Genomic DNA, 20,425 nt, shown 5'->3' with positions numbered 1-20,425 from the left:
CCCGCTTTTGCAAGAATGACATATTAATCATAATTTGTATATTTTATTATTCTTCTTTTATTATAAAGTATATATATTTGTATATAAGATAATTATGACTATATATGCTAACTATTTTAGAAAAATTCTTATTCTCTTCTGTAAAAACGTTCATCAATATACGTGAAGATACCGTATCTGCTCTTAAAAGGCTTGGTATTAACAATATTCGTGATTTATTATTTTATCTACCTGTTTCATATCAAAATAAAATATTATCGCCTAATTTAACTGAAGTTAGAGACGGTGACATAATCCAAACAGAAATTGTAGTTGAGAGCATTAATTTACCAAAGAAAAGTAGTCAGCCTTTAAAAATTACAGCTAGCAATGATACTGGTTCTTTGTTATTAGTGTTTTTTCATAAACCCCCACCGTTTATTTTTAATAAGCTGCAAGTTGGTACTTCTCATATTATCAGCGGAAAGGTACAATTTTTTGATCATTACTTACAAATTGCGCATCCTGAATTTATTGTAAATCCTAAACTCGCAAAAGAAATAGAGCCGATTTATTCCCTGACATATTTACTTAGTAACAAGCAGTTATATTCATATATCATAAAAGCAATAGAGATATTTGAAGAGAAGTGTAAGAGTATAGAAGATAAAGAAGTAAAAGATTATTTGGATATTATATTGCAGAATTTGCAAATGTTGCATGTTTTCCATCATTGCGAGGAGGCATGCATGCCGACGAAGCAATCCAGTAATGTAAAATTAATAAATTCTAGATTGCCGCAGCCCCTAAAGGGGTTTCGTAATGACGATTTATATACTAACGCCAAAAAACAACTAGCAGCTAAGGAGCTTATCGCTAATCAAATATCTCTTTTAAATGTACGTACGCAAATAAGTAGAAGACAAGGTAATATTTACCCTAAAGCTGTATCTATTCAAGTAAATATATTAAATGAGCTAGGATTTGAGTTAACCTCTTATCAAAAGCAAGTCATAGAAGAAATAGAGTGTGATCAAAGCGATAAAATAGAAATGATGAGATTGTTGCAAGGCGATGTTGGCTCCGGTAAAACTTTGGTAGCTCTGCTGACGATGGTAAATGTGGTAGCCACTGGATTTCAAGCAACGCTTATGGCTCCAACTGATTTGCTTGCCAATCAGCATTATGAGTTTTTTGTTAAAGCTTTAAAAAATACTAATATAAGAGTCGGATTACTTACAGGTAAGATACTGGGGACAGCTCGTAAAAATATTATGATACAACTTGACAACGATGAGATTGATATATTAGTCGGCACTCATGCTTTATTTCAAGAAAAAGTAAGTTTTAAGAAATTAGGTTATATAGTTATTGATGAGCAGCATAGATTTGGGGTACAACAGCGTTTGAATTTAATAAATAAAGGAGTAAATCCCGATGTGTTAGTTATGACTGCAACGCCGATTCCTCGAAGTCTTGCACTTACTATGTTTGGTGATATGACTATCTCAAAGCTAATGGGTAAGCCGAAAAGTCGTTTACCTATCGCTACAAATACCATGTCCGTTAATAAGATAGAGCATATTATAGTAGCGATAAATAAGAAGCTTATTGCAGGTGAGCGGGTATATTGGATTTGTCCATTGATAGAGCAGGGAGAGAAAGAAACGTCGGAAGAGGATAGTTTATTGATGGATGTGATGAATCGTTTTAACTCTATCGACAATATCTATCCAGGTTATACCGGTATTATTCACGGTAAGATGAAAAACGAGCAGAAAGACCAAATAATGAAGCAATTTAAGGAAGGTGAAATTAAGATATTAGTTGCAACAACCGTTATTGAAGTTGGAATAGACATACCTGAAGCCACTTTGATAATTATTGAAAATGCTGAGCAATTTGGTCTCGCTCAACTTCATCAGCTTAGAGGTAGAGTAGGGCGGGGTAGTTTGCAGTCATATTGTATATTGTTATACAATCCTAAAAGGCTTAGAAAAGTTGCACGAGGTAGGTTTGAGATAATGAAACAAACTAATGATGGATTTTATATAGCTGAGCAGGATTTAAAACTTCGAGGTAGCGGTGAGATTTTAGGAGTAAAACAAAGCGGCGAAATCGCATTTTTCTTCGCCGATTTGGCGGACGATTATGACCTACTTCTTAAAGCGCATAAATTTGCGGCAATAGGCTCAAAAGGTAATGTAAATTTTGTTAACTTTCAGATCAAGCTCTTTGCCAAATCTCAAGTAAGCGAGTTGGTTTAGTTTGAATATGCTATTTCCGCTTGACATTAGCGTTGTTGCGTGGATCGATTTTTCCGTCATTGTGAGAAGAATTACGCAGTAATTCGATAAAGCAATCTCGTGCCAAAATCCTGAGATTGCCGTGCTCCTTTCAGTCGCTCGCAATGATGAAAAACCGTACAGTGCAAGCAAGCTTTTTTATAAAATCTAGAATACTATAAGTTAAAGCTAATCCTGTGTGATTTCAGCAAGTCTAGTAAACAGAGCGTCAATCATATCCCAGCCTTTTTTTTGAATAGTGAGTAAAGAAGAATCATTAATGTTTATTTGTTTTAATAAATCTATTCCCATTTGTTCATGTTCAGGATCAAGATACATATGTGTTTTGAAATGTTTTGCTGCTTTATGATTAAAAAATATTGATCCTAGTTTTGCATAAAATATAGTAGCACAAGACTCTATTACTAAATGGACAAGGACGGCTCTTTCACTATCTCCAAGAGTCATCATTTTTAGCGTAAACCAAGAACCTAAGGCCTCAAAAATAGAATCTGTAGTTTCTTCATTATTTTCTAGATTTTGGAATAATTCTATATTATGTCCAAATTCATCGGTAAGATGCTCCCATGCAAGTTGTTGAAATTCTTTTGTTTCAGAAAACACTACTCTTGCTAATACCATTTTTTGAAATTCGTATGACCAAATCCGAAAATGTTTAAGAAATTTATTTTTTCGTAGCGTACTATCTAACTTAATTTTAAATAGTTTGTTTTTTTTAAATTGCTCTTTATATTGTTCATTATCCAAAATTAAACGATCTATTATATTCATATATTTAATTATCAATTTATTTAAATATATTAATATTAACTAAATTACGCTGTCACTCATTATTAATGTTTATTTACCAATTTTTAAAACCATATGTGTATTTATAGATGAATATGAATTGTAAGATCATAATGTGTATGCAGTAAATATATAAAACATTGCGACTTATCCATTTTAGATTTATAGCTATTTTTTGTGAATAATCGCTTAGGATCATTAATATATAGGTAATTGTTAAGAAAGTGAGGTTTAAAATTAAGTCAGTATTTGAAAAATTAAACTCATTAAAGGAAATCGCAAGAGTAAAAAGAGTTGAATGCACGAAAGAAGCAAAAATTGCTATAAAACAGCAAAGTTTTAAGTTTGCCTGCTCATGTTTTGAAATAAATCCAAGTATCATTGTAGCAATTACAAAAGTCCCGTAATCAATCAAAGTCCAGCTAATATACCACAATAGTACCATTATAATTGCATGACAATAACCGCTATAGAAAAAGCGAGTTAAAGAATTACGAAAATAATAAATATACCATTGCCCTAAATAGATAGAGATTAGAATATTTGTAGTAAGAAACTGTTTAAATAGTACAGTGGTATATATTTGTAATAAAACACCGAATATTATTATATGGGTTTTTGGTTTATCATGAAAATTATAACCGGCAAAAAAGCAAAATACTGGCATAGTTGTACGACCTATGATCCGCATAATCGTTAATTCAGGATATAGATATAAACCTACATGATCAATGATCATGGTTATAATAGCTAAGGCTTTTAGCCAATCCTGATAATTTGATTGGTGCTTATTTGTTGTTATTATCATAATTAACCGTTTTTAATAAATATGCCGTGCCGAAAAATGCTCCCATTCCAACTGCAATTGTACTACCTAGCATACAGACTTTAATCAGTAAATATTCCGAATAAAAATATTCTAAATAATAATGCTTTATTAAAGCAATTATAATAGACATTAATATACAGCATAACAAAATTTTACCGCAGAAAAGTTTTATACCGGCTTCTATATGAAGCTTATTTTGTTTTGTAGTATAGCTATATAATAAACCTAGATTATACCAAGCTGCAATAGATGTACCGACTGCAATACCGATATGTTTCAAAGAATCCATTAATAATAGGTTCATGCCGGTATTAATTATTATTGAAAATAAGGTTATTTTGAGCGGTGTTTTAGTATCTCCGTTAGCATAAAAGATAGGAGTTAAAATTTTTGCCAAAATAAAAGCAGGGAGCCCAAGTGCAAACGCAGAAATAGCCTCAGCTGTATTTGTAGTATCTTGGCTCGTGAATACTCCTCTTTCATAAATTATATTAATAATCGGATGAGATAGAATTATAATACCGAATGTAGCAGGCAACGATAATAATAATCCCATTCTAATAGCATTATTCTGTATTTTTTTTGCAGCTACTATATCATTTGATTTATAGATTTTTGACAGCTCAGGTAGCAATATAGTAGAGAAGCTAGTACCTATTATTGATAGAGGAAATTGATATATCCGGTCGGCATAAGATAATATAGAAATAGCACCTTCAATAAAGCTAGCAATAGATTGGGATATGAAAAGGTTTAATTGCTGTATGCCGGAGCTAATGGTTGCCGGTCCCATATTAATCAAAAGCTTTTTTACATCGGGATCGCTTGGGTTAAAAATTATCGGAAAGTTTAAATCCGCTCTTTTCACACAGACAAACATAAACGAAACTTGTAATATTCCGGCCATTATTAAAGATAAGCTAATTGAGATAATAGATTCTATATAATGATCAAATGTTAAAGTAAAAATTATTACGCATATACTTAAAATAACCGGTGAAAAAGCAAATGCAGCGAATTTTTTTATAGAGTTTAATATTCCGCCAAGTAGAGCCGTTAATGAAACAAATATTAAATAAGGTATTGTAATTCGGCATAAAAATACCGTAAGCTCAAACTTTTCTTTTTTACCGTGAAATCCAGGAACAATAAACAGCATTAATTGTGGCATGAAGATTTGCATTAATGCTATTATTACTATTAATGTCAGAAGTAAAAGGGTAAAAATCTCACCTGAAAAATTATTAGCGGCTTTCTTAGAAATAAGCATTTTTTCATTATAAATAGGAATGAATACGCTTGATAATGCTCCTTCTGCAAAAATTCTTCTAAATAGATTCGGTAGTTTAAAAGCAACATTAATGCTATCACCCATAGGCGTAGAGCCGAATAATGATGCGATAAACTGTTCACGCACTAAGCCAAATATGCGAGAAATTAATGTGAAAAAAGCTACTACGACTCCTGAACGAAATAATCGACTTCTTGCATAACTTGCTTCTAAAGGTAATTTGTGCGCCAATCCGGTACTCGCATTCTCACGTACTAAAGTGTACGCTGCGGTGCTGCGTTCCGTGTTTCCTTCAAATTCCTCTTTATTAGCTACGTTATGCAAGAAGTCGGTCACTGTTTGTTTTTTATCTTATTTTTCTGATGTCATTCCCGCGGAGGCGGGAATCCAGTAAAACCTATAAAAAATAAAAACTTGTTTTTATAGGTTTATTTTGTTAATTAATGTGTAATTGTTGAGATCGGGATTAAGGCTACTTTTTCTGGATTCCCGCCTCCGCGGGAATGACATCAAGCACCATGCAAGCAACGTCATGAATTCTTATCCCTAGCTGACCCTATCTATTCCTTCATTGATTAAAGCGTCTGCTTTTGATTTATTTTCCCATCCAGTAACTTTAACCCATTTACCTTTTTCTAAATCTTTATAATGCTCAAAGAAATGCACGATACGTTGCTTGAGCATGTCACATAAATCATCTAGCTCTTTAATATGATCGAAAGTAATATCGAGCTTAGAAGTCGGTACTGCGATTATTTTCTCATCAAGCCCTGATTCGTCTTCCATCATCAATACACCGACTGCTCGGCATTTTATAACCGACCCAGGCACTACCGGATGATGAGCTACGACAAGTACGTCTATTGGATCACCGTCATTTGAAAGAGTATGAGGAATAAAACCGTAATTGCATGGATAGCTCATGGTAGTTTGCATAAAGCGATCAACAAAAATTGCTCCTGATTCTTTGTCAAATTCGTATTTGATTGGACCGCTATTCATCGGAATTTCGATAATTACGTTTATTTCGTAATTATTTGCTTTTGCTTTGATTTTATCTATAAACATGTTTTTATTTATTTGGTTTAGTTATTTTTTGTCATTGCGAGGAGAATTACAACGTAATTCGACGAAGCAATCTCAGGCCTATTTTACTAGATTGCCACGTCGCTTCGCTCTTCGCAATGACGTTGTTATTGCGGAGGCCTGTAATTCTCATCATGCTTTGCAAGTAATTGTCTTGCTATAAATTTCCCGTTCGATAATTGCCCGATGGCAATAATTCCTTGTCCTTTACGAAATAGAGCCGGAAGGGCTCCTTGATATAATATCTCGAAATCCTTAATATTATCGGTAATAACAAAACTTATCTTATCATCAGCAATTTTATTTATTGAGTCTGTTTTAACAAGCCCACCGACTCTTAACTCTTTGCCTTGTTCTATTTCATTAATTTTTGACGGCGGCAAAAAAAATACTATATTTTTCTCTAAATTGTAAAGTATTATACTAATTCCTAAACATGCTGAGCAAAAACAAATAATTATTGTTATTAATCTATTTCTTACTCTCTTTTGCATTAAAGTTCTGTTTATTTTTCAATGACTTGTAATTTACAAAACTTACAATTAACAATGTCGCTAAGGTTAAAAAGGTAAATAAATACGCTACCGATATATAATTATTCATTTCTTAAAAATTCCATCATTTCCTTAGGTGAAGAATCTAAATAGAAATGTTTCAGATATTTTCCGTTTGCATCGATTAAATATGTAAAAGATGAATGATCAAGCATATAGTTCGGGTCGTCATCATCACCATGCACACGAGCATAGAAAACCTTGAATTTATCAGTTACATCTTTTATTTGCTGCTCGTTACCGGTAAGACCTATAAATTTCGGATGAAAATGTTTTAGATATTCTTTAAGTGCTATAGGAGTATCACGTTTTGGATCAATAGTGATAAAAACAGGTAGAATATCTATTTTATGTTTATTTAAAATTTCTACAATCTCCGTCATTTTATTTAGAGAGGTTGGGCATATATCAGGACAACTAGTAAATCCAAAGTAAATGAGGCTTAAGTTGCCTTTCAACTTATCACTATTAAATATCTCTCCATTTTGGTCTATTAGTTCAAAGTCACCGCCGATTTTTACGTTATCTTCATAGATATTAACTTGACCGGCAAGTGGCTTTTCAGGCGTTCTTAAAGATAACAACAAATATAATGCTCCTACTCCTATTAATAAGCTAATTACGATAATTATTTTTATAACATTTGACTGTATTTTCATAAGATATTATCCATTTTTGCGTTGTCATCCTAGCTGGTCTTGCTGTATGGCTCTTATGTCATTCCTGCGAAAGCAGGAATCCAGAGAAAAGTGAAAATGTCATACCGTGGCTTGACTACGGTATCTTATATCATAGGCCGTGTTCTGAGATTCCGCAATCAAGTTGCGGGATGACATTAAAGGTTACTGGATTCCCGCTTTCGCAGGAACGACATAAAAATACCATACAACAAAGTCTACTCTTTTACACAAGCCCTAATTTTTTAGGTTTAAAATATTGTACCCAAATATCTATTAACAATTTAGTAATGATAATCGCCGAAAACATTGAAGATATAATCCCGATCGTTAATGCAACGGCAAAACCTTTTATTGCACCTACTCCAAATATATAAAGTAAAAAAGCAACGATTAAAGTAGTTAGGTTAGCATCAAGGATAGTGGCAAACGCAGATTCAAAACCGGTTCTAATAGCATAAAGATTAGACACTCCTTTATGCAGTTCCTCTTTAATTCTTTCGTAAATCAATACATTAGCATCAACAGCCATACCCATAGTGAGTATTATTCCTGCAATTCCCGGCAGAGTTAAAGTAGCTTGGAAAAGTGAAAGTAAAGCTAAAATATATAACAATGCAAGGCTTAAGGCTATATTGGCAAATAAACCAAGCACACCGTAAGACCAAACCATAAATATACACACTGCTATAAATCCTATAAGTCCTGCCTTTTTGCCCGACTCTATAGAATCAGCACCCAAATTTGGACCTATACTTCTCTCTTCAATAATTTTAAGTGGGGCAGGAAGCGAACCGGCTCGCAATAATAGTGCAAGCTCATTTGCCGACTCAACGGTAAAATTTCCTGTTATTATACCGCTTCCGCCCATAATCGCTCCGTTTATCGTTGGAGCACTTAGTAATTTATTGTCTAAAACTATAGCAAGGCGTTTACCGGTATTATTTTTAGTTATTTCACCAAATATTTTACTACCTAAATTGTTGAAAGAAAAAGCAACTACCGCTTGCGAATTTTGGTCAAAAGAAGCTGAAGCGGTTGTAAGCTGATCCCCACCCAAAACAACTTTTTTCTTTATAACGACATAATACTCCCCATGACTTGCGTTATCTCCCTTAACTAGCATTGAACCTACTGGAACATGTCCTTTTACCGCTTCTTCGATATTGGCATTTTCATCAACTAAATGAAAAGTTAGCTTTGCAGTTTTCCCTAATATATTCTTCAGGTAAGAGGGATTTTCTTCACCGGGAACTTGCAGTAATATATGCTTATCGCCTTGTTTCTGTAGGGTCGGCTCTTTAGTGCCGGTACTATCAACTCTCATGCGAACGATCTCAATAGATTGGTCTACTACCTTATTAAGTAAGTCATTTAATCTAGATTCGCTGTAGCTAAGCTTTATTTTATTTTCATTTACTTCAGCGATAATTTCTGGATCGATTTTATTAATTATTTTCTTTAACGGCTTTAATTGCTTAGGCGATCTTACTTCTAATTGAATGCTATTTTGTCTAACTAACAGATTTTTATAGCCGATTTTATCCTCACGAAAATTTTTGCGTAAAGTGTCGGCAAGATTTTCCATTGAATCATTTAAGTAGGTGTCAAAATCAACATCGAGTAATAAATGGGCTCCTCCTCTAAGATCAAGTCCTAGATTTACTGAATCATGAGGTAGAAACTTAGAGTTTACCTGCATGAAATTAGGTAAGGCACAAATAACCGCAAAAACCGTACATATAATTGAAAGAAAAATTTTCCACTTAGGAAGCTTTTGCACCGCTTACCTTCTTATTTTTTTTGTTTTCTTTTTTTACTGCTACTTTTTTTGTACGACTAGTTATATCGATAATAGCACTTTTTAAAACTTTAACACGTACATCTTTAGCTATTTCGATTTCAATATTATTGTCATTTTCACTTACTTTAGTCACAATACCATAAATGCCGCTATTTGTTAGAACTTCTTCGCCTTTTTTAACTTCACTTACTAATTTCTCTCTTTCTTTGCGTCGTGTTTCTTGTGGACGTAATAATAAGAAGTAAAATACAGCAAAAATTAAAACCATCGGTATTAAGCTTGTTAACCCCGATTGTAAAGAATTTGTTTCTGCAGGCACTACCTCAGTTTCCTGTATTTCTATAGTGTCGTTATTATTTGCCTGATTATCTTGCGTATTTGCTGACATATGTAATTTCCTAATTGTTGCAATAGTCTTCCTGTATAACCTCTTTCTAAAAGTAATTTGTATACCTTTGATACTTCAAGCTTTGGTACGTCAAATTTTAGGCTTCGCCTTTGCTTATGTAGTTTTCTACGCTCCGCAGGCTCACCACTTATTTGGCTTCCAACTTTTGAAGTATTTGCGGTATACATCAATCCGGTACTCGCATCTCACGTCCCTTTTTGTACGCTGCGGTGCTGCGTGCCGTGTTTCCTTAAAATTTCTCTTTATAAGATAGGTTATGCACTAAGTTTAATAAAATAAAAATAGCTACCTAATAGCTTTAATGCAAGGGTAAAATAATAATATTAAATATATTTAAATGTATTTTATACTAATATAAGTTATCACAAAACCGATAAATAGCTATTTTTATGACAGTTATAACTACTAGAATTTCTAATGAACTAGATATTATACGTAAAGCAATAGAAAGTTATATAGAAGAAAAAGCAGATTTATTAATTGCTTTGTCTTGTATAGAAAAAAGAGAAGAAGTAATTTCATTAGAAGATATTAAGAAAAAATATGGTTTGGAAGATTGAATTTATGATAAACTTACTGATGTCATCTGCAAAAGGGCGTTGTTGCTTAGCTCGAAAAACATGCTCTATGTCATTCCTGCGTAGGCGGGAATGACATAAAACGGACAAAATCACTGGAGCGGGTGAAGGGATTCGAACCCTCGACTTCAACCTTGGCAAGGTAGCGCTCTACCCCTGAGCTACACCCGCTTAAATAAAATAACGGCGTTTTAATGTAACAAGTTTAAGGGGATCAAAATTAATTACATATAAAACGCCTTAGTGCTTTTTAATCTAAGCGAATCTGAATATAAGTAATTATAAGATAAATTGCAAGTATTAAATTAGAAATTTATTGGCATTGCTAAATAAAGATAGATTATTTAATAAATTAACGCCATTGCAAGGCAATTACAAAGTATATTGACTAAGCAATCTAGTTAAAAACTCTGTAAACTAGAAGTTATTATTATTTTTTTAGATTGATACGCTCCTTTCAGTCGCTCAGCTCATTACGACACCTGTCTTGAGTTAGCAATGCTATAAAAAATCTAATTTTGTTAACTTGACTTTTATTTTTATATAAAACAGTATAGTTCTTTATTAATTTTAACTAATCTGTAAAAAAGTATGTGAAGTTACGCAAAAGAGCAAAAAAGTTTAGCCCGTAATCAAAAAGAAACAATAGGGCTACTATCGATAGGTACGTTTCTTGAATATTTTGATCTCACGCTCTATGTACACATGGCGGTAATACTTAACGAGCTATTTTTTCCTGAAGCCGATGCACGAGCAGCTTCTCTATATTCTGCCATTGCATATTGTGCAACATATGTATTTAGACCTATCGGTGCTTTAATATTCGGTTGGATAGGAGATACTATAGGTCGTAAGGCAACGGTCATTATTACAACTTTTTTAATGTCGCTTTGTTATCTTATAATGGCTAATTATAAAAACTTATGCCGAAATTGGTATTACGGCGACTTTTGTAGTAACTGCGTGTCGTATCGCTCAGGGGATGTCCTTTATAGGGGAGGTAGTAGGTGCCGAGCTTTATCTAACCGAAATGACAAAAATTCCTCAACGTTATTGGGTGGTGGCTTCGCTTGTTGTTTTTGTAATTTTAGGTGCAACCGTGTAGCATTGGCGGTAGGAACACTTGTTACTTCTTTTGGACTTGATTGACGTATTGTATTTTGGTTTGGAGCAGCTATTGCTATAGTTGGTGCTGTTGTAAGGACAAATCTTAGGGAGACTCCAGATTTCATTGATGCAAAAAGACGAATAAAGAAAACTGTAGCGTAAGCAGGGATAGATAGTAATCGGCTAAAATCAAGCCCTATTTGGAGTGAAAAAATTAATAAACCAACAGCAATAGCTTTCTTTTTGGTACATTGTGGAGCCCCGTTATGGTTTTATATTGTTTATATTTATTGCGGTAATATGCTAAAAACTCATTTAATTACAGTGCTACTCAAGTAATTCATCAAAATTTTATTGTTTGTGGTACAGAATTAATAAGTACAATAATTGTTACTTATTTGGTTTGTAAAATACATCCTTTAAAAGTCCTTATAAGTAAGATTAACAATATTTTCTATGGTAGCCCTTATGTCTCCTATCTTACTAAATAATATTTCAAATACTATAGAATTACTTTTATTCCAATTATTTATTGTAGTATTTGCCCCTACTATTTTTCCGGCAGGTGCAGTGTTTTATGCAAGATTTCCAGTATTAAAACGTTTTACATGCGGCAGTTTTATATTTGCTTTATCACGAGCTTTAATGTTTGCAGTTTCTTCTTTTAGAACAATTTACTTGATAGATTATTTTAATCACTGGGGATTATTATTCTTGATTATTCCAATTCTAATTGGTTATACATTTGGAGTAAATTATTTTATAAAGTTAGAGGAGGAAGCAGAGAGTTATTATTAGAAAAAGCTTTGTGTCTTTCAAGTTCAATATTAAAAACTTTTAGGCATAACTTAATTCTTGTTCTAGTTTATAATTTATATTAGCAGCGACCAAAAGAAAATTTATTAAAGTCGCTTCAATAATTTTTCTAGCTTTCTCAGGTGATTTAACTCCCAAAGTTTGCACATTATGAATTCGGTCAAATAATTTTATTAATGCCGTATTGTATCTTTTCTCTTTAATTAATAAGTTTAGGCTTTCTCCTCTACTTATCTTCCCGTAAGATTTAATTCTAGTTAGACCTTCTACGTGTTTTGCTACTTCCGGTCCAAAAATTTCGGTAATTGCTTCTTCAGTTAATTCAGTGTCTTCAATAGTATCATGAAGTAAAGCGGCTTGCAGCATAATAATGTTATAAAGCTTAGGTGCAAATTCAGCAAGCATAATTTTTACCTCAATCGGGTGCGAATAATAAGGATTGCCTGATTGACGCATTTGAGAACCGTGTTACGTGCATAGTAGATACCTTTTGTGATTTCGAAGTATATCTATAGGATTTGCTACTTTAGTATTTAAATATTCGAGTTTATCAAGTAATGTTTTACTATAAACACAAATTGCAAACTTTTCTTTCCAAGAGCTTATATCTTCTATAAAAGTTATTTCTTATTTCATTATAATTTGTGGGCTATTAATTAAAAAATTAGGCATTGCCTAGAAAAAGTTGATAATTTGAAAAGTTTACGTCATTGCCACGCTCTTTGCAGTTGCTTAGCTCATGACGATATCAACCGTTTCGAGGAAATGCCAAAAATTGCAGTAATAAATAGCTGCAGATTAGGTTCTGTGAAGGAAAATTAAATTAATCTATTTTTGCTATTTTTTGCTGTAAATCATAAGATTTTTTTGAAATAGGAACAACTATTACTGCAAAAATCTTATTAATGTTCGCTAAAAAATATCTGAAAATATAAATAATTTAATTTTCCTTCACAGAACCTAAAGATTATTGTTATATTATTTTAAATATTAATCCTAAAGTCAAAATATAACTATGTCAAACCGTAATAGTTTAGAAGTACAAGAGTACGCACAAGCTAGCTCCTTAAATAATACTAATCTAACTGCATCACAGGGTGAGTTAATACTAACTGTTGCAAATTTATTGTTCAAAGAGTCAAATATTAATAATCATCAGAATATACAAAGAGATAATAATATATCTTATGAGAATAATATTACTACCGACTTTGGAAATCAGGATACAAGTTGTGGTATATGTAAATGTCTTGGAGCGATAGCTACTGTTTGCTGCAATGTGTATGTATTTTTATTTGAATAAATTTTACACTAAAAAAATATGAGCAAGGCTTAAGAAAGTTAGGAAACCTAGAGCATCGGTTATGGTTGTTAGAAATACACCGGAGCCTGTAGCGGGGTCTATATCAAAATAATGCAGTATTATAGGAATAGCAGAGCCGAATAATCCGGCTATTAAAAAATTTAAAATAACTGCAATAGCAAAAATAACGCTAAGATTTAAGTCAAGCAACATCACAAAGCTAAGTCCTGCTCCGATAATTGCAAGTACAAAACCGTTAAAAGCCGATACGGCTATTTCTTTTAATATAACTTTATTGACATTATTATAATGAATATCTTTATTAGCAAGGGCTCTAACCGTAACGGTCATGGCTTGTGTTCCGGCATTTCCGCCCATTGAAGCTACAATAGGCATAGTGGCTGCAAGCGTTACAAGTTTTGCAATAGTATCGTTAAAATGGTTAATGATAAGTGAGGTCATGCAGGCAGTGATTAGATTAACAAAGAGCCAAGGAAAACGATGTCTAACGGTATAAAATACATTGAAGAAAGTATCTTGAGTGTGTACCCCGCTTAATGATAATATATCTTTGCCGGCTTGTTCTTCGATAATATAAATTATATTATCGATTGATACGCTACCTACTAACTTACCGCTTTTATTTACTACCGGTACAATAGTTAAAGCATATTGTCTAAAAATGAAGCTTAGTTCATTTAAGTCGGTAAAAGCATCTGCAAGTTTAAAATCTTTGTTCATCAAATCTTTTATCAATTCATTTTGTTTACCTTTAATTAGCATGCTAAGAGAAATAATACCGATAGGGCGTAATTTATTATCCGTAACGATTGCCGCATAAAAGTCATTCTTTACGTTCTTGATAAAATTTAATGATTCCTCGACCGTCCATCCTTCTTGAAGATTAATAAAATCTCGTTCAATTACCCTACCTACCGTATTTTCGGGATATGTACAACCTACGGTAATTTGGTGTTTTTTTTCTTTAGTGAGATTACTTAGGATAAGGTCTTTTATATCATCGTCTAGATCGATTACTACTTCAATAGCATCTTCTATAACTAGCTTATTGATTAATTCTGCAGATTTTTTTATGCCTAAAGTTTCTATTATTAAAGGTTTACTATAAGCATTTAATGATACTAACGTTTCAGGCTTAATTTCATCCTGTAATAAAGGAATAATTATTTTATATGTTTTATTGTTAAGATTATCTAAGAAATCTGCTAAATCGGCATAATGAAGCTTGGCCAGCCTGCTTGCAGCAGCATCATAATTGTGATCTTCGATCAGATCGTTAATTTGATCAAAAATTTCAGCAAATTGATCGTGATGATCTGGTAAGATGCTTTTAAATATATTGAAATTAGGCATAGCCTATTGACCTAATAGTTTATTATATACTTATTATAATTATTTAAAGCTGGGTAGCTAGGCTTGGCACAGAATTGTGTACAATTTGCTAATCAATATAAAGCACAGAGTACAAATAAGCAATAGTTTTTATTTCAACTCCTTTTCATTTATCAGGAGTATACAATTAGCACAAACATTTGCTAACAAGACGAACTTAGGAGTAAATATAAAATCTGAAGTGTCGAAACAAACAAAAATTTGACTTTGTGAAAAACCGGCGAATGGTGCGGTCGAGAAGACTTGAACTTCCAATCTTTTTACAGAACAGCACCCTCAATGCTGCGCGTCTACCAATTTCGCCACGACCGCTTAAGTTTTACTCTATAGCAGATTATGAGTAAAATATCAATAGAATTCTTTTGATGTTATTTCCACCTTTCTATGTCATTCCCACTTCCACGGGAATGACATAAACTAGTCATGCGACAACACCTTTAGTCGTTCGCAATGACGGCAAAGCTATTCAAGATAAATCAACAACAAAACTAGGTGTAATCGATTGCTTAACAGCAGCTTTCATTAAACTATCTAGTTTTTCATCAATATTATCAAAATCAATATGATATTCTCTAGAATTTCCGGTTAACACTAGGGCAGAGTCTATACCAAGGCGATTTGCTGCAAGTATATCGGTGTAAACAGTGTCCCCAATCATTAACATGCGATTCTTAGGGGTATTATGACATTCTTTTAAAATTTTGCTATATATTTCTTCATATGGCTTACCACTATAAATTACTTTTCCGCCAAGCTGCTTTATTTTTTCGGCATAATAGCCGCTACAATATCTATAAACACCGTGCTGATTTATTCCAAGGTCAGGATTAGCACAAATATTGACCATTTTACGTTGTACAACAATTTTAAATAATTCATTGAATTCGTTTAAATCTAAATTTTCGTTTTCGTCTCTGTAAATAGTCATTAAGAAAATATTAGCTTTGTTAATATCATCAGTGATAGGACATTGAATTCTGTTTATTATATCATTTTCTAAATGTCCTAAATGATATATTGCTGGTTTTTCTATACCGAATCGCTCTTTACTTTCTAGTATCATTTCTACTGCTATTTCGCCTGAGCTAATGATCATTCCCGGTTCTGCATTTAATCCCCACGATTTAATTGTTTGATGCAGTGAAAAAATATTGCGTGGAGCATTAGTGACAAAATATACTTTTTTTCGTTCAATAATCTTATTGATATTTTGTACGACGCCCGGATAGGTACACCCCCCTTCAATTATTACCCCCCAAAGATCGAATAAAAACACGTCATAATCATTAATTACGTCGAAAACATGTTTTAACTTTAATATATTCATTGTTATCTCGCTAATTTGGTATTGACTAGAATCAATTGATATCGTCATTGCGAGCAGCCGTAGGCTGCGTGGCAATCCCGTCAAATATTCTGAGATTGTGGACGTACAATTACTTCGTAATTTTCTTGCAATGACGTAAACTTTTTAAATTATCAATCTTTATTTTGTTATCTCGCTAATTTTAAATCAAGAAACTTTACTATTTTAATAAGTTACGTTATAGTCATTTTTATTGTTTCTAGCAACAAGTAATAGAGCCAAATATATAATATATATAATATGTCGGAAATTGAAGAAAAATTTAACGAATCATCATACGGTGCTGATTCCATAAAAGTTTTAAAAGGTCTTGAAGCCGTAAGAAAAAGACCGGGAATGTATATTGGGGATGTTGGAGACGGGTCGGGTCTACATCATATGATTTATGAAGTAGTCGACAACGCTATCGATGAGTCGCTTGCTGGTTATTGCGATCTAGTACGAGTAACATTAAATAAAAACGGTTCAGTAACCGTATCCGATAACGGGCGAGGTATACCCGTTGAAATTCATGGAGAAGAAGGCATATCGGCAGCTGAAGTTATTATGACGCAACTTCACGCCGGCGGTAAGTTTGACCAGAACGCTTATAAGGTTGCAGGCGGTCTACACGGTGTTGGTGTATCGGTTGTAAATGCTCTTTCTGAATGGCTTGAGCTGCGTATTTGGCGTAATAATAAGGAATATTTGATGAGATTTAATAATGGTATAACGGAAGCTCCGCTTGCGGTTGTCAAAGAAAATATTGATAAAAAAGGTACAGAAGTTACTTTTTTTCCGTCTGTAGAAACGTTTACTAATATAGAATTTGATTTTGGCACTATAGAGCATCGTCTTCGTGAGCTTGCTTTTTTAAATTCAGGCGTAAAGATTTTACTCGTCGATAATCGCTTTGAAGAAGTTAAAAAAGTAGAGTTTTATTATACGGGTGGTATAGAAGCTTATATAAAATATATAGACAGAGCGAAGCACGCTATCCATCCATGTATAGTAGTTAATACGGAGAATGCTGAGTCTGGTATAAGCCTTGAGCTTGCGATGCATTGGAACGATTCTTATCATGAAAATATTTTATGCTTTACTAATAATATTAGGCAGCGTGATGGCGGAACTCATCTTAGTGCTTTCAAATCAGCGATAACACGTGTTATTACCTCGTATCTTGATACTACGGGTCTTAATAAAAAAGCTAAAAATTACTTTAGCGGTGAAGATACTAGGGAAGGGCTATGTTGTGTGCTTTCCGTTAAAGTGCCTGATCCTAAATTTTCTTCTCAAACAAAAGATAAGCTAGTAAGCTCCGAAGTACGACCGGTTGTTGAGAATGCCGTTTATACAAAGGTTCTTGAGTGGTTTGAAGAGCATCCAGCAGAAGCTAAGGCAATTATAGCTAAGATTATGGAAGCTGCGAATGCTCGTGAAGCTGCTAGAAAAGCAAGGGAACTCACTCGAAGAAAATCAGCTTTAGAAGTTTCGAATTTACCAGGTAAACTTGCAGATTGCCATGCAAAAGATCCTGCTATTTCAGAATTGTTTATTGTTGAGGGGGACTCTGCGGGCGGTACTGCAAAGCAGGGTAGGGATAGCAAAATTCAGGCTATATTGCCTTTGCGTGGTAAAATTTTGAACGTTGAACGTGCAAGATTTGATAAAATGCTCGGTTCGGACCAAATCGGTACGTTAATTACAGCGCTTGGAATTAGTGTTGAACGAGCATTTTCCTTAGAAAAGCTTAGATACCATAAAGTTATTATTATGACCGATGCTGATGTTGATGGTTCGCACATTAGAACTTTATTACTCACGTTTTTCTATCGTCATATGCCTGAGCTAATAAATAAAGGCTATCTATATATAGCTCAGCCACCGCTTTATAAAGTAAAGAAAGGAGCAGCCGAGTTTTATTTAAAGAATGAGCAAGCGCTGCAAGATTATTTGATCAAATCAACTATTAATGATGCAACCTTAATTCTAGACGATAAAGAGCGGTTAGTCGGTGATAATTTAGAAGAGCTAATTAATAAAGTGGTTAAGTTTAACGGCTTGCTTGACCATGCTAGCAAAAAATTTAATCGCTCAATTACCGAAATTCTTGCTATTAATGACTTACTTAATAACAAAATATTTGAGCCTGAAAGTGATTTAAGACTTAAAAAAGCTTTAGATGTTTTAAATAGCTTAGAAGATTCGCCTGATAAGACTAATTGGGAAGTTTTAAAACATGAAAATAAAATAGAGTTCTTCTGTTTTAGTAGGGGTTTAAAAGAAAGTAAAATATTATTGAAAGAGCAGTTAGAATCATTTGAGTTTGTACAAATATCAAAGCTTGCTTTAACGATTTTTGATATATTTAGTAAGCAATTAAAGCTTATAGTGAAAAGTCAGGAATTCGATATTTTAACACCGAGTCAGTTGTTAAATACCATTATAGAATGCGGAAAAAGAGGTATAAATATTCAGCGTTTTAAGGGGCTTGGTGAGATGAATTCCGACCAGCTATGGGAAACTACTCTTGACCCTACAAAAAGAACTTTGCTTCAGGTAAGAGTTGCAGAAATTGATGAAGCAGAAGGCATTTTCTCTACTTTAATGGGTGACGTTGTTGAACCTCGCAGGTTATTTATCCAAGCAAATGCGTTGAATGTCGTGAATTTGGATGTGTAGTATAATCGGTGTCATACCGTGGCTTGACCACGGTATGACAATTTAATCAGTTTCTCCTCGCAATGAAGTTACAATTTTATCAAAATAATTTATGCACAAATTAATTATTCACGGTGGTACACCTCTGAAAGGTAGTATTAATATTAGCGGTGCTAAAAATGCCGTGCTACCTATTATGGCAGCGTCTATTCTTACCGATAAACTGCATATTACTAATGTTCCAAAGTTAACGGATGTTAGTACTATGAAAGATTTGCTCCGAAGTCACGGGGCAGATATTGAAATAATAGAACATCAAGATGAATTTGAGCTTATAATTGATACCAAAAATATAAATAACTTTACTGCAGATTATGAAATAGTCCGTAAAATGAGAGCATCGATTTGGGTGCTTGGTCCTTTGCTTACCAAATACGGTAAAGCAAAAGTATCGCTTCCGGGTGGTTGTGCTATTGGAGCAAGGCAAGTAGATTTGCATATTGCTGTATTAAAAGCTATGGGAGCTGAGATTGAAATAGAAGACGGTTATATTAACGCTTCAAGTAAAGGACGCTTAAAAGGTACTCATTTTGTTTTTGATAAAGTTTCCGTAGGTGCTACGATTAATGCAATACTTGCAGCTGTTTTAGCAGAGGGGGAAACTGTGTTTTTTAATTGTGGTCGAGAGCCGGAAATAGTTGATTTATGTAATTGTCTTATCACAATGGGAGCCGATATTGCAGGTATCGGCACTAGCGAAATAACAATTAAAGGCAAGGATTCTTTAAATAAAGCGAGCTATAAAGTACTTTCTGATCGTATTGAAGCCGGTACTTATATGTTTGCGGCAGCTATTACTAAAGGTGATGTAAAAATTTGTAGGATTGATTATCATATTGTAGAAAATATAGCTTTAAAACTTATCGAAACGGGTATAAAAGTCGTGCCGATCAATAACGGAGTTCAAGTAACTTATGAAGGGAAGTTAAATTCAGTTGATTTAGAAACTAATCCCTATCCTGGCTTTGCTACTGATTTGCAAGCACAATTTATGAGCCTTATGACGCTTAGTAGCGGTGTTTCAATGATCACCGAGAATATTTTTGAAAATCGTTTCATGCATGTCCCTGAATTATGTAGAATGGGAGCAGATATAGTAGTACGAGGTAATAAGGCGGTTGTTCGAGGTGTAGAAATGTTAAAAGGCGCAGAAGTTATGGCAAGTGATCTTAGAGCTTCAGTATCGCTAATACTCGCCGGTCTTAGTACTAATAGCAAAACCGTATTACACCGAATATATCATTTAGATCGTGGCTTCCAAGATTTAGAAAAAAAATTAAGTAATTGTGGTGCAGATATAAAAAGGGTATAATATATTCGATCAACTTCAAAAATGGGCTAAGTCGTTCTACAAGAGCTGCGGTACGCAGCACGTATTAATAAGTATACGCTGTTCCTCGCCTTGTGAACTCCTT

At 33.5% G+C, this 20,425-nt stretch carries 19 protein-coding genes, 2 tRNA genes and 1 pseudogene; 8 read left to right on the top strand and 14 right to left on the bottom strand.

Translation table 11 applies throughout. The annotated features are described in order from the left end of the window. Positions 1-104: 104 nt before the first annotated feature. A complete protein-coding gene (locus ACSFFC_RS07355) occupies positions 105-2,246 on the top strand; it encodes an ATP-dependent DNA helicase RecG (protein ID WP_014410892.1) in 2,142 nt (713 codons plus the stop codon). Between the two features lie 207 nt (positions 2,247-2,453). Here the strand turns inward: ACSFFC_RS07355 and ACSFFC_RS07350 are convergent, their stop codons facing one another. The 9 genes from ACSFFC_RS07350 to ACSFFC_RS07310 form a co-directional block, all read right to left on the bottom strand. After that, positions 2,454-3,056, bottom strand: a complete 603-nt coding sequence (locus tag ACSFFC_RS07350) for a hypothetical protein (RefSeq protein ID WP_004998004.1) — start codon at positions 3,054-3,056, stop codon at positions 2,454-2,456. A gap of 73 nt (positions 3,057-3,129) precedes the next feature. Beyond that, a complete protein-coding gene (locus ACSFFC_RS07345) occupies positions 3,130-3,882 on the bottom strand; it encodes a TraX family protein (RefSeq protein WP_014410891.1) in 753 nt (250 codons plus the stop codon). Next, the gene (murJ, locus tag ACSFFC_RS07340) at positions 3,863-5,425 is read right to left on the bottom strand and encodes a murein biosynthesis integral membrane protein MurJ (protein WP_410526329.1); all 1,563 of its coding nucleotides are present in this window, start codon (positions 5,423-5,425) and stop codon (positions 3,863-3,865) included. Before murJ ends, ACSFFC_RS07345 begins: the two co-directional genes overlap by 20 nt. A gap of 315 nt (positions 5,426-5,740) precedes the next feature. Next, positions 5,741-6,262 (bottom strand): inorganic diphosphatase, encoded by a 522-nt coding sequence (ppa, locus tag ACSFFC_RS07335; RefSeq protein ID WP_014410889.1) that lies wholly within the window; start codon positions 6,260-6,262, stop codon positions 5,741-5,743. 125 nt (positions 6,263-6,387) lie between these two features. Further along, on the bottom strand, positions 6,388-6,774 hold the full coding sequence (gene ccmE / locus ACSFFC_RS07330; protein WP_004998015.1) for a cytochrome c maturation protein CcmE: 387 nt from the start codon (positions 6,772-6,774) through the stop codon (positions 6,388-6,390). A 101-nt stretch (positions 6,775-6,875) separates the two neighbouring features. Then, positions 6,876-7,493: an SCO family protein gene (locus ACSFFC_RS07325; RefSeq protein ID WP_004998018.1), complete on the bottom strand. Its 618-nt coding sequence runs from the start codon at positions 7,491-7,493 to the stop codon at positions 6,876-6,878. A 244-nt stretch (positions 7,494-7,737) separates the two neighbouring features. After that, on the bottom strand, positions 7,738-9,294 hold the full coding sequence (gene secD / locus ACSFFC_RS07320; protein ID WP_014410888.1) for a protein translocase subunit SecD: 1,557 nt from the start codon (positions 9,292-9,294) through the stop codon (positions 7,738-7,740). Further along, positions 9,278-9,703, bottom strand: a complete 426-nt coding sequence (yajC, locus tag ACSFFC_RS07315) for a preprotein translocase subunit YajC (protein WP_014410887.1) — start codon at positions 9,701-9,703, stop codon at positions 9,278-9,280. The genes secD and yajC overlap by 17 nt, the downstream gene beginning before the upstream one ends. After that, positions 9,655-9,894, bottom strand: a complete 240-nt coding sequence (locus tag ACSFFC_RS07310) for a palindromic element RPE5 domain-containing protein (RefSeq protein WP_014410886.1) — start codon at positions 9,892-9,894, stop codon at positions 9,655-9,657. Before ACSFFC_RS07310 ends, yajC begins: the two co-directional genes overlap by 49 nt. Positions 9,895-10,101: 207 nt before the next feature. On the opposite strand from ACSFFC_RS07310, the gene ACSFFC_RS07305 reads away from it, so the two are divergent. Next, on the top strand, positions 10,102-10,284 hold the full coding sequence (locus tag ACSFFC_RS07305; RefSeq protein WP_004998028.1) for a hypothetical protein: 183 nt from the start codon (positions 10,102-10,104) through the stop codon (positions 10,282-10,284). Between the two features lie 114 nt (positions 10,285-10,398). Here the strand turns inward: ACSFFC_RS07305 and ACSFFC_RS07300 are convergent. Then, positions 10,399-10,473 (bottom strand) — tRNA-Gly (locus ACSFFC_RS07300). A gap of 534 nt (positions 10,474-11,007) precedes the next feature. Between ACSFFC_RS07300 and ACSFFC_RS07295 the strand changes: the two are divergent. The 3 genes and pseudogenes from ACSFFC_RS07295 to ACSFFC_RS07285 form a co-directional block, all read left to right on the top strand. Further along, positions 11,008-11,163 (top strand): annotated as a pseudogene (locus tag ACSFFC_RS07295) (MFS transporter); the annotation flags it as partial. A gap of 121 nt (positions 11,164-11,284) precedes the next feature. After that, entirely contained in the window at positions 11,285-11,407 is a 123-nt protein-coding gene (locus ACSFFC_RS07290; RefSeq protein WP_014364865.1) for a hypothetical protein, read from the top strand. Positions 11,408-11,865: 458 nt separating this feature from the next. Next, positions 11,866-12,207 (top strand): hypothetical protein, encoded by a 342-nt coding sequence (locus tag ACSFFC_RS07285; protein WP_014410883.1) that lies wholly within the window; start codon positions 11,866-11,868, stop codon positions 12,205-12,207. Positions 12,208-12,246: 39 nt separating this feature from the next. On the opposite strand, the gene ACSFFC_RS07280 is transcribed toward ACSFFC_RS07285, so the two are convergent. Next, positions 12,247-12,681: an HD domain-containing protein gene (locus tag ACSFFC_RS07280; RefSeq protein ID WP_014410882.1), complete on the bottom strand. Its 435-nt coding sequence runs from the start codon at positions 12,679-12,681 to the stop codon at positions 12,247-12,249. A gap of 559 nt (positions 12,682-13,240) precedes the next feature. Between ACSFFC_RS07280 and ACSFFC_RS07275 the strand changes: the two genes are divergently transcribed. Continuing rightward, positions 13,241-13,528, top strand: a complete 288-nt coding sequence (locus ACSFFC_RS07275; RefSeq protein WP_014410881.1) for a hypothetical protein — start codon at positions 13,241-13,243, stop codon at positions 13,526-13,528. Between the two features lie 3 nt (positions 13,529-13,531). Here ACSFFC_RS07275 and mgtE read toward each other — a convergent pair whose 3' ends face one another. The 3 genes from mgtE to ACSFFC_RS07260 all read right to left on the bottom strand — a co-directional run bounded on the left by mgtE (position 13,532) and on the right by ACSFFC_RS07260 (position 16,268). Next, positions 13,532-14,902, bottom strand: a complete 1,371-nt coding sequence (gene mgtE / locus ACSFFC_RS07270) for a magnesium transporter (protein WP_014410880.1) — start codon at positions 14,900-14,902, stop codon at positions 13,532-13,534. A gap of 264 nt (positions 14,903-15,166) precedes the next feature. Further along, positions 15,167-15,253, bottom strand: a tRNA-Leu gene (locus tag ACSFFC_RS07265). A gap of 154 nt (positions 15,254-15,407) precedes the next feature. Continuing rightward, complete coding sequence (locus ACSFFC_RS07260) at positions 15,408-16,268, bottom strand: TIGR01459 family HAD-type hydrolase (RefSeq protein ID WP_014410879.1); 861 nt, start codon at positions 16,266-16,268, stop codon at positions 15,408-15,410. A gap of 279 nt (positions 16,269-16,547) precedes the next feature. Here ACSFFC_RS07260 and gyrB point away from each other — a divergent pair, with 279 nt between their 5' ends. Both gyrB and murA read left to right on the top strand, forming a co-directional pair. Then, a complete protein-coding gene (gyrB, locus tag ACSFFC_RS07255; RefSeq protein ID WP_014410878.1) occupies positions 16,548-18,971 on the top strand; it encodes a DNA topoisomerase (ATP-hydrolyzing) subunit B in 2,424 nt (807 codons plus the stop codon). A gap of 91 nt (positions 18,972-19,062) precedes the next feature. Continuing rightward, the gene (gene murA, locus ACSFFC_RS07250) at positions 19,063-20,322 is read left to right on the top strand and encodes a UDP-N-acetylglucosamine 1-carboxyvinyltransferase (RefSeq protein WP_014410877.1); all 1,260 of its coding nucleotides are present in this window, start codon (positions 19,063-19,065) and stop codon (positions 20,320-20,322) included. Positions 20,323-20,425 lie beyond the last annotated feature (103 nt).

It is taken from the genome of Rickettsia parkeri, from assembly GCF_051427245.1.
GTDB lineage: Bacteria > Pseudomonadota > Alphaproteobacteria > Rickettsiales > Rickettsiaceae > Rickettsia > Rickettsia rickettsii.
The sequence above is the reverse complement of the archived record's forward strand: the minus strand, read 5'-3'. Positions and strand labels throughout refer to the sequence as shown.

Excerpts from the sequence above, each read along its gene's own strand:
- ACSFFC_RS07355 (WP_014410892.1), top strand. The coding sequence starts at position 105 with ATGCTAACTATTTTAGAAAAATTCTTATTCTCTTCTGTAAAAACGTTC.
- ACSFFC_RS07350 (WP_004998004.1), bottom strand. The coding sequence starts at position 3,056 with ATGAATATAATAGATCGTTTAATTTTGGATAATGAACAATATAAAGAG.
- ACSFFC_RS07345 (WP_014410891.1), bottom strand. The coding sequence starts at position 3,882 with ATGATAATAACAACAAATAAGCACCAATCAAATTATCAGGATTGGCTA.
- ppa (WP_014410889.1), bottom strand. The coding sequence starts at position 6,262 with ATGTTTATAGATAAAATCAAAGCAAAAGCAAATAATTACGAAATAAAC.
- ccmE (WP_004998015.1), bottom strand. The coding sequence starts at position 6,774 with ATGCAAAAGAGAGTAAGAAATAGATTAATAACAATAATTATTTGTTTT.
- ACSFFC_RS07325 (WP_004998018.1), bottom strand. The coding sequence starts at position 7,493 with ATGAAAATACAGTCAAATGTTATAAAAATAATTATCGTAATTAGCTTA.
- yajC (WP_014410887.1), bottom strand. The coding sequence starts at position 9,703 with ATGTCAGCAAATACGCAAGATAATCAGGCAAATAATAACGACACTATA.
- ACSFFC_RS07290 (WP_014364865.1), top strand. The coding sequence starts at position 11,285 with ATGTCCTTTATAGGGGAGGTAGTAGGTGCCGAGCTTTATCTAACCGAA.
- ACSFFC_RS07285 (WP_014410883.1), top strand. The coding sequence starts at position 11,866 with ATGGTAGCCCTTATGTCTCCTATCTTACTAAATAATATTTCAAATACT.
- ACSFFC_RS07280 (WP_014410882.1), bottom strand. The coding sequence starts at position 12,681 with ATGCGTCAATCAGGCAATCCTTATTATTCGCACCCGATTGAGGTAAAA.
- ACSFFC_RS07275 (WP_014410881.1), top strand. The coding sequence starts at position 13,241 with ATGTCAAACCGTAATAGTTTAGAAGTACAAGAGTACGCACAAGCTAGC.
- mgtE (WP_014410880.1), bottom strand. The coding sequence starts at position 14,902 with ATGCCTAATTTCAATATATTTAAAAGCATCTTACCAGATCATCACGAT.
- ACSFFC_RS07260 (WP_014410879.1), bottom strand. The coding sequence starts at position 16,268 with ATGAATATATTAAAGTTAAAACATGTTTTCGACGTAATTAATGATTAT.
- gyrB (WP_014410878.1), top strand. The coding sequence starts at position 16,548 with ATGTCGGAAATTGAAGAAAAATTTAACGAATCATCATACGGTGCTGAT.
- murA (WP_014410877.1), top strand. The coding sequence starts at position 19,063 with ATGCACAAATTAATTATTCACGGTGGTACACCTCTGAAAGGTAGTATT.